Origin of the sequence: Mesorhizobium sp. M0590 (assembly GCF_040320905.1) — a bacterium.
Lineage (GTDB): Bacteria > Pseudomonadota > Alphaproteobacteria > Rhizobiales > Rhizobiaceae > Mesorhizobium.
Genome location: NZ_JAMYQN010000017.1, coordinates 1 through 16,359, shown reverse-complemented (window position 1 = coordinate 16,359; position 16,359 = coordinate 1). Strand labels below are relative to the sequence as shown.

13 protein-coding genes are annotated in these 16,359 nt (G+C 58.2%); 11 read left to right on the top strand and 2 right to left on the bottom strand.

What is annotated here, in order from left to right; translation table 11 throughout:
• The 6 genes from NKI52_RS24585 (at position 1) to NKI52_RS24560 (ending at position 6,231) form a co-directional block, all read left to right on the top strand.
• Positions 1 to 1,512, top strand: a complete 1,512-nt coding sequence (locus NKI52_RS24585; RefSeq protein WP_352700037.1) for an ABC transporter permease — start codon at positions 1 to 3, stop codon at positions 1,510 to 1,512.
• On the top strand, positions 1,509 to 2,474 hold the full coding sequence (locus tag NKI52_RS24580) for a glycine betaine ABC transporter substrate-binding protein (RefSeq protein ID WP_352700035.1): 966 nt from the start codon (positions 1,509 to 1,511) through the stop codon (positions 2,472 to 2,474). The genes NKI52_RS24585 and NKI52_RS24580 overlap by 4 nt, the downstream gene beginning before the upstream one ends.
• Before the next feature lie 30 nt (positions 2,475 to 2,504).
• A complete protein-coding gene (locus NKI52_RS24575; protein WP_352700033.1) occupies positions 2,505 to 3,686 on the top strand; it encodes a M24 family metallopeptidase in 1,182 nt (393 codons plus the stop codon).
• A 66-nt stretch (positions 3,687 to 3,752) separates the two neighbouring features.
• Positions 3,753 to 4,796, top strand: a complete 1,044-nt coding sequence (locus tag NKI52_RS24570; RefSeq protein ID WP_352700031.1) for a M20 family metallopeptidase — start codon at positions 3,753 to 3,755, stop codon at positions 4,794 to 4,796.
• A 64-nt stretch (positions 4,797 to 4,860) separates the two neighbouring features.
• Complete coding sequence (locus NKI52_RS24565; RefSeq protein ID WP_352672519.1) at positions 4,861 to 5,331, top strand: Lrp/AsnC family transcriptional regulator; 471 nt, start codon at positions 4,861 to 4,863, stop codon at positions 5,329 to 5,331.
• A 141-nt stretch (positions 5,332 to 5,472) separates the two neighbouring features.
• On the top strand, positions 5,473 to 6,231 hold the full coding sequence (locus NKI52_RS24560) for a maleate cis-trans isomerase family protein (RefSeq protein WP_352700029.1): 759 nt from the start codon (positions 5,473 to 5,475) through the stop codon (positions 6,229 to 6,231).
• A gap of 467 nt (positions 6,232 to 6,698) precedes the next feature.
• Here the strand turns inward: NKI52_RS24560 and NKI52_RS24555 are convergent, their stop codons facing one another.
• A complete protein-coding gene (locus NKI52_RS24555; RefSeq protein WP_352700027.1) occupies positions 6,699 to 8,120 on the bottom strand; it encodes an aldehyde dehydrogenase family protein in 1,422 nt (473 codons plus the stop codon).
• A gap of 226 nt (positions 8,121 to 8,346) precedes the next feature.
• Between NKI52_RS24555 and NKI52_RS24550 the strand changes: the two genes are divergently transcribed.
• The 4 genes from NKI52_RS24550 to NKI52_RS24535 all read left to right on the top strand — a co-directional run bounded on the left by NKI52_RS24550 (position 8,347) and on the right by NKI52_RS24535 (position 13,976).
• On the top strand, positions 8,347 to 10,896 hold the full coding sequence (locus NKI52_RS24550) for a GcvT family protein (protein WP_352700025.1): 2,550 nt from the start codon (positions 8,347 to 8,349) through the stop codon (positions 10,894 to 10,896).
• Between the two features lie 419 nt (positions 10,897 to 11,315).
• Positions 11,316 to 12,167 carry a formyltetrahydrofolate deformylase gene (gene purU / locus NKI52_RS24545; protein ID WP_352700164.1) on the top strand — a complete coding sequence of 284 codons (852 nt, stop codon included), beginning with the start codon at positions 11,316 to 11,318 and terminating at the stop codon, positions 12,165 to 12,167.
• Positions 12,168 to 12,276: 109 nt separating this feature from the next.
• Entirely contained in the window at positions 12,277 to 13,026 is a 750-nt protein-coding gene (locus NKI52_RS24540) for an electron transfer flavoprotein subunit beta/FixA family protein (RefSeq protein WP_352700023.1), read from the top strand.
• A gap of 20 nt (positions 13,027 to 13,046) precedes the next feature.
• Positions 13,047 to 13,976 carry an electron transfer flavoprotein subunit alpha/FixB family protein gene (locus NKI52_RS24535; protein WP_352700021.1) on the top strand — a complete coding sequence of 310 codons (930 nt, stop codon included), beginning with the start codon at positions 13,047 to 13,049 and terminating at the stop codon, positions 13,974 to 13,976.
• 413 nt (positions 13,977 to 14,389) lie between these two features.
• On the opposite strand, the gene NKI52_RS24530 is transcribed toward NKI52_RS24535, so the two are convergent.
• A complete protein-coding gene (locus NKI52_RS24530) occupies positions 14,390 to 14,530 on the bottom strand; it encodes a hypothetical protein (RefSeq protein WP_352700019.1) in 141 nt (46 codons plus the stop codon).
• Between the two features lie 214 nt (positions 14,531 to 14,744).
• On the opposite strand from NKI52_RS24530, the gene NKI52_RS24525 reads away from it, so the two are divergent.
• Positions 14,745 to 15,926: a M20 family metallopeptidase gene (locus NKI52_RS24525; RefSeq protein ID WP_352700017.1), complete on the top strand. Its 1,182-nt coding sequence runs from the start codon at positions 14,745 to 14,747 to the stop codon at positions 15,924 to 15,926.
• The last annotated feature ends 433 nt before the right edge of the window (positions 15,927 to 16,359 follow it).

Genomic DNA, 16,359 nt, shown 5'->3' with positions numbered 1-16,359 from the left:
ATGACAAGGTCATACACGGACCAGGACTGGTCAAGTTCAATAGCTGAATTTACGGGTGCCAACAGTACCTATTACCAAGCCAAGTTCTCGGACATTTTTAAAGGCAGTCGCGCCAGACTCCGCCCCAACTTTGCCGCCGCCGCGGTAGGCCCATTGTGGGCCGCCTCACGCGGTCTGTTCGGGACGTTCCTCCTTACCGGGCTGATTGAGATCGCTTTAGTGATCGGAATTGTGTTCCTGAGCACCGGTGGTCTCAGCGGCGACAATCTAGCCCGTGCCCAGTCACTCGAAAAACTGAGCGAGGCCCGTCTCGCCCAGGCGAATGAAGAGCGCCAAAAGGGCAACGAGACGTCGGCAAACCAGATGCAGGAGCTTTCGAAATCGCTTGCTCAGTCAGCGGCGGGGGAAAGAGCTCTTGCCAATGATAAAGCACGGGCCGCAACGATGCTGATCGCATTGGCGGCGGCGGGCCTACTGGGTTTGCGGTCGATGTTCGCGGTGGCAGGTGATTGGCTCTATTCGCACCAGTACATGCGCTGGCGGCGACACCGAGCGACGCCGTCGGGACGCAGTTTCCAGCGTGTCATTGCCTGTGCGTTACTGCTAGCGGTCATTTACGTCGTCGCGCTCTTCGGCACACGCGTTCCACAACTCGCTAGTATGTTGGCCATCCAGTCGAACACTTCAGACATCGCAGGCATCACCTCGACCGCGCTCGATCAGTTCTTTTCCTCGCTGACGCAATCGGGACGGTCGATTTTCGACGCGATCACGGGCAGCATCTCGACATTGGTCGCGTTGGTGGAGAGCCTGCTCCAGGGCCTTCCGTGGATTTGTACGGTCCTGGTTGCGGTCTTTGCGGCTTGGCTGCTTGCGGGCTCCGGGACCGCAGCGTTCACTGCGGCAGGGTTGCTTTACCTGGCGCTCTTCGGGTTTTGGCAGAAAAGCATGGTCACGATCGCGCTTTTGGGAACGGCCGCGTTGTTGGCGCTCAGCATTGGCATTCCGTTGGGGATCCTTTGCGGGAAAAGCTCCAGGGCCTACCGCATATTCCGGCCCATCCTCGATCTAATGCAGACGATGCCGGCGTTCATCTATCTCGTGCCGATCATCGCATTCTTCGGAATCGGCAAAACGCCAGGTGTCTTGGCCACGATCATCTTTGGTATGCCGCCGGTAGCCCGCTTGACCGCACTGGGCCTCCAGCAGATTCCGATCAGCACCCGGGAGGCGGCGGTCGCGTTCGGTGCGACCCCCTGGCAGAGTCTCGTGAAGGTCGAGCTGCCGCTCGCCATGCCCTCCATCATGGCAGGGGTCAACCAGACGATCCTGATGTGCCTGTCGATGGTGGTGATTGCTTCGCTCATCGGGGCCGGCGGCCTGGGTGAGGATGTTCTGCAAGCACTGCAGTACGCGTCCGTCGGACAAGGTTTCTTGGTGGGGGTAGCAGTGCTGATCTGCGCCATCATCCTAGATCGGCTCATACAGGGAAAAAGGAGTCCAAACCAATGAAGATCAAGCTTTCAATTCTCGCACTCGCCGTCGCAATGGGGTTTGCCGCACCAGCTTCGGCACAAGAGAAAATCAAGATCGGATCCTCCAACTGGCCGTCGCTTCAGGCGATGTCGAGTGTATTGAAGGAAATATCGGAAAAATACTTCGGTGCATCTGCCGAAGTGGTCAACAGCACACTGCCTATTATCCTAGCCTCGATGGATAAAGGTGAGATCGACATTCTGCCAGAAATCTGGTCGCCAAACCATGACAGCCTGATCAATGCCTACATCAAGGAAAAGAAAACTGTCAAACTGGGCAGTTTGACTTTCCAGACGCTCTCCGGGATGTGCACCACCCGGCATACGCAGGAGAAATTCGGCGTGAAGTCGATCTATGATCTGTCCCGTCCAGAGATCGCAGACGTATTCACGTCGGCTGCAGGTGGCAAGCCGAAACTTTGGGTCGGCCCTGCCGGCTGGAGCTCTTCGAAGACCGATCTCATCCGTGCCCGAGACTACGGATATGCCGACCTGTTTGAGCTGACGACCGTCGAGGAAAGCCTTGCGATTGTAGACTTGGACCAGGCGATACGAGCAGACACGCCGTGGGTGGGCATCTGCTACACCCCGCACCCGACTTTCTCCCGCAAGGAAGTGGTGATGCTCGACGAGCCGCCGCATGACCCGGCGAAGTGGAAGGTTGTACAGCCCGACCAGAACCCGAACTGGCTTGCGATGTCATCGGTCACGACCGCCTGGGCTCCGATCTCAATCAACATCGCCTACGCCAAGGAGCTGGAAGCAAAGGATCCGAAACTGGTCGCACTCCTCAACAACATCACGGTTGATCCGGCTGAAATCGCCCAGTGGATTGATGCGGTTGGCACCAAGAAAATTGATCCCGACACCTTCGCGAAGGACTGGGTCGCAAAGAACGACGCGAAAATCCTCGGCTGGATGGCAGGCAAAGCCAAATAGTATCAGATTCAGAAAGTAGAGATTAGACACATGTCATATGTAATTCCGTTTGACGCGGACGAGTACGAGGCGCGCCTTCGCAAGGTCAAGCAGCGGATGGAAGGCGCGGGTATAGACCTTTTGCTCTCTACCGACCCGGCGAACATTAATTACCTAACGGGTCTTGATGCGCTCTCGTTCTACGTGCCGCAGGTCCTCCTGGTGCACAAGGACGAAGATGCACCGTTCTGGCTGGGTCGCCTGATGGACACATCGGCGCTCAAGATCACCACCCGCCTTCCGGCGGAGAACCTGCTGCCCTATCCGGAAACGATGCTACACCAGCAGCACGTCCATCCGTTCCAGGCACTTTGTGAGCATATCCAGTCCCGGGGATGGGGCGACCAGACGATCGGCGTTGAAATGGACGTCGACTACTACACCGCTCGTTGTCACCAGACCATTTTGGCGGGCTTGCCCAACGCCAAGATCGTCGACAACCGTCGTCTGGTGAACTGGGTTCGCTTGGCCAAGTCGCCTGCGGAGCTCCGTTATATGCGAGAGGCCGGCGAACTCACCACGGTTGCTATGCAGGAGGCTATAGATAACCTGCTTGCTGGAAAAAAGAGCTATGAGGTGGCAGCCGACATCCTGCGCACGTCAGTCATGGGCACTGACGGGCTCTACGGAGACTCGCCTGCGGCGTTTCCCTTTGTGATGGTGGGTGAGAATGCCCATGCTTGCCATCTCTATTGGACCGACCGGGAGATGCCAGAGAACGAAATGGTGGTTCTCGAATTGGCGGGAGTCCGCAAACGTTACCACAGCCCACTTGCCCGCACGGTCCTGTTGGGTAAGCCGTCTGAGGAACAGCGCCGACTTGCCGATGTCATCATCGAAGGTGTCGATCGGGCGCTGGAGGCTGCAAAGCCGGGCATAACATGCGGAGAGGTCGAGAATATCTGGCAGAATGTCCTGCGAAAGAACAATCTGGCCAAAGATAGCCGCGTTGGCTATCCGGTCGGCATTGCTTACCCGCCGGATTGGGGTGAGAAGACAGCCAACCTCCAGGATGGCGACAAGACTGTGTTGGAAGCGGGAATGTGCTTCCACTTCCAATCGGGTCTTTGGCTTGAAAAGCAGGGCATCGCGCTTTCGGAGACCTTTGCGGTCACAGAAAGCGGCGGTGAACGCCTAGCTCACGTTCCACATCGCCTTTACTCCCGAAATTGAAGGCGTTGGCCGCACCGTCGTGCATACTCACCGCGGTGCGGCACCTTTTCCAAACATGAGATCTGCATGGTTTCTCCACTGACAGCAGAACGTCTTGGCTCGGGGCTCGACAGTGCCGAGCGGGACGCCATCACCCAACTTCGCCAGCCGATGCATCGAAAGCCGGAACTCTCCAAGTGCGAGTGGAAAACGCAAGCTCGAATTCGAGAGATCCTTGAACGCCACGGACTGAGCGGGTCCGTCCCTTTCCACAATACGGGCCTTTACATGGATATCCTCGGCCAGGCGAACGGCTTGTCGCGGTCAATCGCCGTTCGGGGCGACATTGACGCCTTGCCTATCCAGGGGACGCGCGACGACGTCCCTTTTCGTTCACAAGTTCCTGGCGTCATGCACGCATGCGGCCATGAGATCCATGCGTCGGTGGCGCTAGGAACAGCATTGGCTTTGCACCGTCAGCGGAACCGTTTTTCCGGCAGGGTCCGTGTCTTTTTCCACCCGGCTGAGGAAGCGGAGCCGGTCGGGGGACGCTCGGTCTTGAGCCAAAACCTGCTCGACGGTTTCGACCACGCGATTGGGATCCATATAAACCCTAACCTCCCAGTCGGCGTCTTCAACGCCCTCCCCGGCGCAGTGAGCAAGTCAGCGGACCAGTTCTCAATCACGTTCATCGGCGAGATGGCGCACGGGGCCATGCCGCACAAGGGCGTCGATGCCATCGCCATTGCCGCCGCGTTTATCTGTGAAGTTCAGAAGGTTGTGTCACGCGAGTTCCCAGCCCGGGATGCGACGGTCATCACGATCGGCAAGATAAGGGGCGGCGAAGCGGCGAACATCATTTGTCCCGAAGTGACTGTAGAAGGCACGATCAGGACACGGATGAGCGAGCGAAGGGAGCAGATCAATAGGCGAGTCTCAGATCTTGCCCACGGCCTGGCTCAGCTTCACAACGGCAGGGCCCGTGTCGACCAAATCCGCGGGGAGCCTGCTGGTTCGGCAGCCGGGAGCCCGGCAACGAGTCGTTTCTGCACACACCGGCCTTTGGCGCATCGGACAACCTACTGGCTCCAACCACAGACGCGGTGGTGCGTCTTTGTTTGGACGTACTAGCGGACGATCCCACCACCGGTTAGAAGTCGCGAGGGGCACTTTTCCGCTCCGTCAGGGGTAGCTTTTGAGTACTGAAGACATCGACGATTACGATAGAAAAATCCTCGCGATCATCCAGCTGGACGCCGAGCTTCCAGCGTCGACGATCGCCGAAGAGGTGAACCTGTCCGCCTCGGCGGTTCAGCGTCGCATCAAGCGCCTGAAGGACTTGGGGGTAATAGTCGCCACGGTTGCCGTGGTCGACGGCAAGAAAGTCGGCCGTCCGCTAGTGTTCTTGGCTGCGATCGAGGTTGAACGAGAACGCAAGGATTTGCTCGGGCAACTTAAGAAATGGCTGCTGGGGGAGACCTATGTGCAGCAGGCATTCTACACCACAGGAGCATCCGACCTGACCGTGGTTATCACAGCGAAAGATGTCGAGGAGTACGACCATATCACCCAAATGATGGTTGAGATGAACCCGAACATCAAACGCATCAACACAAGTGTCTGTCTGCAGCTCTACAAACGCGGAAGCGTAATCCCCACAGACTGACCGGAAGGCCGCCCACGCTTTTCTGCTGCAACAATGCTGTTTGGCCGCGAATCGATCCCCTGAAACGCCGTCTGCCAGCGCGGTGCAAGTCGTAAACTGCACGCGAAACACCGCTGCGGATTGCTCAGACAGAGGGCTAACATGGACGCTCAGACATCTACGATCGTCTTTTCGCCGAAAACTGTCCCGGCAGCGGTAAGCGCCCGGATCGGCTTCATCCTTTTGAATTCCGACGAAGTGGGTGAAGGCGCTTTCCAACTGCTGATGCCTGAAGACGTCGCTGTCTACACAACCAGAACAGCCTACAGCCATGCGGGTGGCGGGTTCACAACCCCAACGTCGTTTACAGAAATCGCTAATACGCTTCCTCCCAGCGACCGTTTCGACGTGTTGGCCTTCAGCTGCACCAGCGGGACGGTCGCGCTCGGCATACCGACGCTGCTGCGTGAGCTCGAGCAGGCCTGTCCAGGTGTCAAATATACGTCTCCTGGAATCGCGATGATTGAAGCACTCAAGCACCTCAACCCGAAACGTATAGCTTTGCTAACCCCATATGGATTTGACTTCCACCAGAAGTTCTTGCCCTTCCTGGCCGGAGCCGGCATCCATGTCGCCGCAGATGGCGTCTTCGACTGCAAGACCGATGTCGAGATTTGCGAGCTGGACGTGGAGGAGGTCCTCAGTGCCGCCAAGGCACTTGTCAAACAATCAGCTGCTGATGCTCTATTCCTGTCATGCACGGCGATGCCAGTTGTTCCCCACCTTGCACGATTTGAGCAGGAACTTGGTATTCCGGTAATGTCCAGCACCCAGGCGATGGCTTGGCACGCCCTCGGACTCGCCGGATATGCGGCACCCATTGCCGGCTTCGGCCAGCTATTGAACGCACGGCGGGGCTGAAAAACGCGGGGTGTGCCCTATGCCGTCCGGCTGATTTGTGGCCTCCGGCAGTCTGGAACTCCGCTCTGATGGCAACGACTTTGGATACTACGATGCACGGCGCAGCGTTGGAAGTGCATCCACCACGACCCAGCGTCCCACCGTGCCAGGATGCATCAGGATGGCGTCCCCGGTGTTTAGGGGAATGGGCTCTCTCCGTTGGCCGTGAAAATACCGCAGCCGGAGAGAATTTGGCAGAATTCCATCTCCGCCATCGCATAGGGCCACTCACCTGGGCTCCATTCGCTGACCCTGATGCCAGTCGCATTAGTGGCCGACTGGTAGGCGACCTTTTGGCACGTTCGGCCGTCTGTGGTGGTCGCGTGAGGTAAGGTCGTCAACTCCAGTTCCGCCGGGGATTTCACGACAATCGGAGCTGCAACGGGTGCGCGTGAGGCACAACGGGCTCTCCAAGAGAATAGGAAGCATCATGCGCGCGTCTCCACGCGGTTGATGCAAACGACTTTCGTCTGCGTCATGTCCTCGTAGGCGAACCTTACCCCTTCCCGGCCCATACTGCCGTATTTATAGCCGCCGAAGGGCATGCCATCGAAACGGTAGTCCGATGAATCGTTGATCATCAGCCCAGCAGCATCGATGCGGCTGGCCGCGTTCATGGCGTCCGGAAGGCTGTTGGTGAAGATGCCTGCATGCAGACTGTATTCCGTGTCGTTGGCAAGCGCGATGGCTTCATCGAGTGAGTCGAACGCAGTCAAGGTCACGACCGGGGCAAAGACTTCTTCCTGCCATAACAGGCAGTGTACTGGCGTATCCGCGAGGATGGTCGGATAGTAGAGGCTTCCTCTCCGCTGATTCCCATAAAGCACGGTCGCACCCGCAGAAATCGCTTCCGCGACGCGTTCTTCCGCTCTCATCGCAGCCTCGGCGGAAATCATCGGCCCGATGTCGGTGTCTTCAAGCAGGGGATCCCCGACCTTCAGGCGTTTACTGCCGTTAACAAACGCGTTGGCAAACCGGTCGTAGATTGGTCGCTGGACGAGGATGCGTTGCACGCCGATGCAGTTCTGCCCAGCCGCCCAGTATGATCCAGAGATACAACCATCGACGGCCTGCTGGAAGTCACAGTCGGCCATCACGATCACAGGAGCATTGCCGCCGAGGTCCATCGTAAGCTTCTTCAGCCCAGCTGTACGGCTAATCCGCTCGCCCGTGGCGAACCCGCCGGTGAAGGAAATCATACGGACCTCGCGCGCTTGGACGAGGGCTTCACCGAGGTCCTGTCCACCCACGGCCGCCGTGACAACATCCGGCGGCAAGCCTGCTTCATGCAACGCTTCGATTATTCTGAGGGCAGACAACGGAGCGAGCTCGGATGGCTTCAGCAGGACCGCGTTGCCCCCGGCGATCGCGGGCCCGAGCTTGTGCGCCACCAGGTTCAGCGGGTCATTGTAAGGCGTGATCGCGACAATGATGCCGAGGGGTTCCCGCGTGAACCACCCCTGTCGGGCTTCGGAGCCAGCATAGGCATCGAACGGCACGACTTCGCCAGCGTTCCGCTTGGCTTCGTCGGCCGACAGCTTCAATGTGTTGATGCAGCGGCGAACTTCTTTCCTGGCCTGGACGATTGTCTTACCAGCCTCCGACACGATCAACTGGGCAAAAGCCTCGATGCGATCCTCGACGAGGCGGGCTGCCCCCTCCAGGATGGCTGCACGCCTATGCCGGGGCAGACCCCGCGCGGTGCATGCCCCCTGACGTGCTCGAGCGAGAAGCTCCCCGATCTCTCCAGCATGGGCGACCTCCACCTCGCCAACGCGCACGCCGTCGAATGGGCTGAGTACGACTAGGCGGTCCCGCACGGTGTATGGGCGGGTTCGGGTCACAGACATCTTGGGCTCCATCGGTCTCTACAACGGATATTGTCGCGAGCGCACGGCATCATCTTAAGAGCCAATGCCGCCTGATAGCCGCAAATGCCGTCCAGTCATCGCGGCAAAAACGTCCATTAGACGAGAAATACGCGGAACATACGCGTAGCGACCCGGCTAGTTTTGCCACGGTATTTGCAGAAGGCGCGCCAGTTGCAGCTGCTCCTTCATTCAACCATAGGGTTCCATGACACATTTTCCATTCGTGCGCCCCCGCGCTTTGGCAGCCCGCCATCACGAGATAGTCATTCTAGGAGGCGGCATAGCCGGCAACAGCGTTGCGTATCATCTCGCGAAGTTGGGCAAGAAAGATGTCGCGCTCTTGGAGCGGAACACTCTCACTTCAGGCACCACTTGGCATGCGGCCGGCCTGATTATGCAAACACGTGGCACACATTCGCTGACCGAAATCGCAAAATACAATGCCGAGCTCTATGATGCCCTTGAGGCCGAAACAGGCCATGCCACCGGTTTCAAACGCAACGGCACGCTCGGCGTCGCACGGACCAAGGATCGTCTCCACGAGACCGCCCGCAACGCGTCGGTCGCTAAGAGCTTTGGACTTGAGGCCCATATGATCTCCCCGGCGGAGGCGAAGGCGCTTTATCCTGCAATCGACGCTTCGATTATCGAGGGCGCAGTATTCATCCCCCGGGATGGGCAGACGAACCCGATCGACACCTGCATGGCGCTGGCGGCGGGTGCCAAGCAGAATGGGGTCCGCATTTTCGAGAACCAAGAGGTAAAGGACCTTTGGCAAACGCCGGATGGTGTCTACCAGCTCCAGACCGACCATGGGGTCATTGAGGCGGAAACCTTGGTTCTGGCCTGCGGCCTCTGGACCCGTGACCTGGCAGCGCGGTTAGGCGCCCGCGTACCCCTGTACGCCGCCGAGCATTTCTACGTGGTCACTGAACCGATAGGCTTCATCCGGCCGACGCTTCCAGTCCTGCGCGATACCGACGGTCACGTGTACCTTAAGGAAGACGCGGGCAAGCTCCTGATCGGCGCCTTCGAGCCCTGGGGAAAGCCCGTCGCGATGGAGCGCCTGCCGAAGGATACGGCCTTTATCGAACTCTGTGAGGATTGGGACCATTTCGAGCTGCCTATGAAAAAAGCAATCGAGATCCTGCCCGACCTTGCCAATGCCGGAATTGCGAAGTTCTTCAATGGACCGGAGAGCTTTACGCCAGACTTGCTATTCATGATCGGCGAGGTCCCGGGGCTGAAAAACCTATTTGTTTCGGCCGGCTACAACTCCGAAGGTATCGAGTACGGAGCGGGGGCTGGAAGGGCGTTGGCCGAATGGATCGTCGCCAAATCGCCTCAGATGGACATCAGCTTCGTCGACGTGGCTCGGTTCCACCCTTTCCAGATCAACCAGCGCTACCTGCACGATCGCACAGCCGAGGTGCTCGGCCTGCACTACAAGATGCATTGGCCGAGTCATCAGCCAGAAACCTCACGCGGGGTCCGCAAGAGCGCCCTCCATGATCGTTGGGCGAAGCTTGGCGCAAGTTTTGGTGAGGGCATGGGCTGGGAACGCCCGATGTGGTTTGCCGGAGAAGGCCAGCCTACGGAGAACGTCTATTCGTATGAGCAACCTAACTGGTTCAAGAACACCGCTGAAGAATGCCGTGCTGCGCGCACCGATGCGGTGCTGCTGGACCAGAGTTCTTTCGGCAAGCACCTTGTCCAAGGCCGAGACGCCTGCCGCTTTCTGCAATGGCTCTGCGCCGGCAATGTCGACGTACCAGTCGGCAAGCTCGTCTACACGCACATGCTCAACGAAAAGGGGGGCATCGAGACCGATGTCACCGTCAACCGGCTTTCGGAAACCGAATACCTCATCATATCGTCGGCCACCGTCCATCCACGCGACAGCGCCTGGATTCGCAAGCATATTACTAGCGACTGGAACGTGACGCTGACGGATGTTACCTCGGGCTATGCGGTGTTGTCGCTGCAGGGACCAAAATCCCGGGACATCCTTTCCAAAGTCACCGACACTGACCTTTCAAATGAGGCATTTCCGTTCGCCACCAGTCAGGAAATCGATGTCGGTTACGCACGGGTTATCGCCAACCGGCTGACTTACATCGGAGAACTGGGCTGGGAGCTCCATATTCCCACAGAAATGGCCCAGCACGTCTTCGACATCTTGTGGGAGGCCGGGGACGAGCATGGGCTAAGGCCGGCCGGCTATCACGCCCTGGAGCACCTCCGCTCCGAGCGTGCATACCGTGAGTATGAGCTTGACCTAACCCCGGTCGACACACTGCTCGAGGCCGGACTTGGATTTACGATTGACTGGTCCAAGCCCGGCGGTTTCCAAGGCAAGGATGCCACGGCGGCCCAGAAAGCGGCCGGCACGCCCTGCAAGCGGCTCCTGTCATTCAAGCTGCGGGATCCCACGCCCATGCTCTTTCGCGAAGAGCTTATTCGTTACAACGGCGACATTGTCGGCTACATCTCCTCCGGGGTACGGAGCTTTACACTTGGGTCATCCATAGGACTCGGCTACGTCAACCACGCTGGTGGTGTCAGTCGCGAGTGGATCGACTCGGGAAGCTGGCAGATCGAAATCGCTGGCAAGCTGTTCGACGCGGATGCTTCGCTCCAGGCGTTTTTCGATCCGAAGGGTCTCAGAACGAAGGGGCTGATGAACTCCAAGCCCTTATATGTCCCGAGCCATGACCATTGCGTGTCTCCGGGCACCGCTTTGCACACAGCGTGAGGAAACTGATTCGCAGGAAATTCGCATTTGTTCGATTTCAAAGGTGTCGTGATTTTGCCCCGCGAAAGATAGACATTGCTCCGTCTCCTGGCCGTACGAAAACCGTCTTCGATGGCCCAGTCCATACGCAGCTTTTCATCCTTAGACCTGCAAGATTCGTAGAATTTAGCCCAGCCCTAGCGGATATAGGTAACGGGAACTACTGGGCGGCTGCTCATTTCGGCCAAGATCGAGCTAGATACTTGCAAAGGTTACCCATGAATAAGGAAGCGCCATCGTGGAGAACCGGGCAGCAGTCCTTCACCCTTTTACCTATGACACGGCTCACTCAGATCATTTTGCTTGACGCGGGCATTGAGCGGGAATTTATCGCGCGCAAGCTGTCGGATTGTGGCCTCGTCCTGGAGCACGACTAGTTGATGCATTTCCCCTTTGTACTAACTCTCATGTGTTCGGACCAACCCGGTATCGTGAATCGTGTGACAGCAGAACTTTTCAATTACCGCGCGAATATTGTTGAGGCAGCGCAGTTTGAGGACAGCGAAACAGGCCGCTTCTTCATGCGAGTGGTGTTTACGGTGCCATCGGGCGCTGAGATCAAAAGCCTGTTCGAGACCTTTGGCGTGGTCGCCCGCCACTTCAATATGAACTGGGCGATCCGTTCGCGCCATCAGCGACGTAAAGTGCTGTTGCTGGCATCTAAATTCGATCACTGTCTTGTCGATCTGCTCTATCGCACTCGCATAGGTGAACTGAATATGGACGTGGTCGGTATTGTCTCGAACCATCCAATCCAAATTTTTGGTGATCTCGGAGATGCGCCCTTTCATTATCTTCCAATCATCGAGAATGCGAAGTCTGACCAAGAGGAAAGGATCAAGGGGATCGTCGATGAGACGGGCACGGAGCTCGTTGTGCTCGCGCGCTACATGCAGATCTTGTCAGACGATTTCTCGTCTTTTTTATCAGGGCGCTGCATCAACATTCATCATAGCTTCCTGCCAGGCTTTAAGGGCGCGAAGCCTTACCACCAAGCGCATGCGCGCGGGGTCAAAATGATCGGTGCGACTGCACACTATGTGACTCCGGATCTCGATGAGGGTCCAATCATCGCACAGGATGTCGAACAGATCAGCCACTCGGACTCGCCCGAGGCGCTCGTGCGTAAAGGTCGAGACATAGAGCGGCGTGTACTGGCTTCCGCAGTACGATGCCATTTGGAGGATCGGGTACTTGTAAACGGCACCACAACCGTCGTCTTCCCAGGCTGAGACGTCTGTTTGGCGGCCTGCTGCTCTCCGTTACTCTGCACGCAAATGGCACTAGCGTGGAAGGTGTACCAAAATAATGCAATTAGAATAATGCAATTAGATGGATGAGATGAAGATCCTTGTGCCCGTGAAGCGGGTTGTGGATGCGAACGTTAAGGTTCGCGTTAAGTCCGATGGCTCGGCGGTGGAACTCGCCAACGTCAAGATGGCGATGAACCCGTTCGACGAGATCGCGGTCGAAGAGGCGATCCGGCTGAAGGAGGCCGGCAAGGCGGAGGAGATCATCGTTGTCTCGATCGGGCCGCAGCAGGCGCAGGAGACCTTGCGCACCGCGCTCGCCATGGGTGCCGACCGCGCCATCCTGGTCAAGACCGACGAGCAGACCGAGCCGCTGGGTGTCGCCAAGGTGCTGAAGGGCGTGGTCGAGGCAGAACAGCCCGGTCTCGTCATCCTCGGCAAGCAGGCGATCGACGACGATTCGAACCAGACCGGCCAGATGCTGGCCGCGCTTCTGGGCTGGGCGCAAGGCACTTTTGCTTCCAAGGTCGTCATCGATGGCGACAAGGCCAAGGTGACGCGCGAGGTCGACGGCGGCCTGCAGACGGTGGAGTTGAAGATGCCGGCGATTGTCACCGCGGATCTTCGCCTCAACCAGCCGCGCTATGCCTCGCTGCCCAACATCATGAAAGCCAAGAAGAAGCCGCTCGACGAGAAGAGCCCGGCCGACTACGGCGCTGACGTCAAGCCGCGGCTGAAGGTGATCAAGACCGAGGAGCCGGGCGGCCGCAAGGCGGGCGTCAAGGTCAAGAGCGTCGCCGAACTGGTCGACAAGCTCAAGAACGAAGCCGGCGTGCTCTGAGATCGGAAGGAACGAATAAAATGGCAATTCTCCTCATCGCCGAGCACGACAACGCCACCCTTTCCGACCAGACCGCCAAGGCGCTGTCGGCGGCCCTGCAGATCGGCTCGGACGTGCATGTGCTGGTGGCCGGCAAGGGCGCCAAGGGTGCGGCCGACGCCGCGGCCAAGCTCAAGGGCGTGAGCAAGGTGCTGCTCGCCGAAGCCGACGAGCTTGCCGAGTGTCTCGCCGAACCGACGGCGGCACTCGTCGTGTCGCTCGCCGGCGGCTACGACACCATCATCGCTCCCGCCACTTCGTCGGGCAAGAACGTCGCGCCGCGCGTCGCGGCCCTGCTCGATGTCGCGCAGGTGTCCGAGATCATCGAGGTGGTGTCACCCGACACGTTCAAGCGGCCGATCTACGCCGGCAACGCCATCCAGACGGTGCAGTCGACCGACGCCAAGAAGGTCATCACCGTGCGCACCGCCTCATTTCCCGTCGCGTCCCAAGGCAATGCGGCTGCCGTCGAGATTATCTCGGCGGCAGCCGACCCCTGTCTATCGTCCTTCGTCGAGAACAAGCTTTCCGACACCGATCGCCCGGAACTGACCTCGGCCAAGATCATCATCTCGGGTGGCCGTGCTCTCGGCTCCTCGGAGAAGTTCCAGGAGGTCATCCTGCCGGTCGCCGACAAGCTCGGTGCCGCGGTCGGCGCTTCCCGCGCCGCGGTCGATGCCGGCTATGCGCCTAATGACTGGCAGGTCGGCCAGACCGGCAAGGTCGTCGCTCCCGATCTCTACATCGCGGTCGGCATCTCCGGCGCCATCCAGCACCTTGCCGGCATGAAGGATTCCAAGGTCATCGTCGCCATCAACAAGGACGAGGAGGCACCGATCTTCCAGGTTGCCGACTACGGCCTTGTCGGCGACCTCTTCGACATCCTGCCGGAACTGCAAAAGGTGCTTTGACCCCGGCCCCGATGACTATCCACTTATTATATCTGCGGATGGGGTCGCCGATAGGTGTGCTGTCTCAAACCGTCGTCACTCGTCATGATGCTGAATGAATCTCGAGCCGTCTGACCAGCGTCGCCGCGATTTATCTTTAAAGTGCTCCGACATGCGGGCTCGTTTCATCAGACGCGTCTTCGACGACAGGCGCGGCGTATCCGGCCTTGACGGTCGAGTATCACCATCGCGCTTTGCCCTTAATGTCAGGCTTCTCATAGAAAAAACGGCGGGCGAACTGCTCGGGACCCTCTACACTCTCCGCAGTAACATAGAGTACGAAATTGATGTTTCCGGTGACGTACAAACGAATTATGACTCTTCTTGATTTATAGATAAATATCAGTGCGCTCTCGCGGGTGGCCTGCAGGACTCTACGTTCCGTCGAGCACCATGTCGATCAACTGCGCGATGATTATGGAGTGATGGATATCATTCACGACGGCAAGACCGACCGGCTCGTCAGAGCTTGGACGCGCGCGGGCATTGTTGCGAGCGGCTGCGTGCACAGGCATCAGAACAAGGCTGCCGGGCCGCCAGTCCAGATTGTTGTCGCAAGGTTATGAACTCTCACATAAGCCGGTGTTCCACAATCGGCATACCGCCGGGGCAGCTGGCTTTTTCTCAACGCTTTGCAGATTCTCTGCGTGGGGGACTCGCAAATCGACGTTTTTCACTGCTTCGCTATTGTTAGTATTCGCATAAGGCAACGAGTGATTGCGGGACAAAATGAACGTTCTTACCAATAATTTACTCTCCGAAATCGAGTGTGAAGCGGTGGTCGAGATGCGTCACGCCATGCATCGCGAGCCGGAACTCTCGAACCAGGAGTGGAAGACGCAAAAAAGGATCGTCGAAACGCTAGAGAAATTCGGCCTGACCGAAGCGAAGACGTTCCACAAGACCGGCGTCTACGTGGACATTCAGGGACTTGCTACCGGAGCAAATCGATCGATTGCATTGCGCGGGGACATTGATGCCTTGCCGATCCAGGAGAGCCGCGAAGAACTATCCTATAAGTCACAGGTGCCTGGTGTGATGCACGCTTGCGGCCATGACATCCACGGGTCGATCGCCTTGGGCACGGCTCTTGCCTTTCACCGCATGCGAGAGAACTTTTCCGGAAGAGTGCGCGTGTTTTTTCAGCCAGCGGAAGAAGAGGAACCGGTCGGTGGTCGCTCCGTTGTGAACGAGAAACTGCTCGACGGTTTTGACGCCGCAGTTGGGTTTCACGTCAACACGGATATTCCCGCGGGATCCTATGGTGCACGGGCGGGCGCTGTGTTGAATTCGGCTGACAAGTTTGAGGTCGAGTTTATTGGCACCATGGCCCATGGTGCGATGCCGAATGCTGGGGTGGATGCGATCGCAATCGCTGGCGCGTTCATAAACGAGGTCCAGAAGGTGGTTTCTCGGGAAATGCCGGTTGACGATCGCGCGATCGTAACGATCGGCACTATTCACGGGGGTGAAGCGAGGAACATCATCTGCTCGTCGCTTGTCATGACAGGAACGATCCGCACAGCTAGTCGCGAGCGGCGGCGGCTGTTGGTCCGTCGCGTCCGCGAAATAGCCGAGGGTGTCGCCACAATGCATCGGGGCAAGGCGGATTTCACGTCTCAAGAGGGCGACCCTGCCGTGGTCAACGATCCCACGATGGTTGAACACTTCCAGCGGCTTGTTGTCCGGTCGGTGGGGGACGAAAAGTATGTTGAAGGAGCGGCAATCACCGGCAGCGATGACTTTGGCTTTTACTCAAGCTGCGTGCCTTCGATCTATTTCTGGTTTGGCAGTCGAGAACCAGGTAACGAGTCCGGCATCCACACGCCTACCTTCGGGGTCTCCGACGAAATTCTGGTGCCGACAACAGAGTTGGCTATCCGGTATTGTTGGGAACTCCTTCATCCGTAGAAGCACTGCGCAAGTAGACAAGAGCAGCAGGCTTTAATATTGCGCAGCGACCGATCGCGAGTTGTTTTCGTCATGATTGGTGGATAATTCGCGCGCTGTCGCCGTGATGGCTTTTAGGTCTCTCTGGGGCCGATGGTCGCCACGGTCCGCTTTGCGGCGATCTTTTTCCGGCAGTAGCCGCTGGTTTTGCTCGCCAGCTCGCACATTCTCCAATGTCGTCGAAGATGAGCGACAGCCTCTCGCGCGGCACCGTCGTCACTATCTACTGGATGGTCTACCCGTCCTCTCCGGTTATCAGCCAGTCAAAAGAAGGATGTCGCAAGGCTCCAGCGCAAGTTGTTTGGAACCTAGCCGCCTTGATGCACGGCGATGAGGTTTTGGCGGCCTGAAGCGGCGATGTGGCCGCTGTTGGGCGCTTTTCCGCGAACCTCGT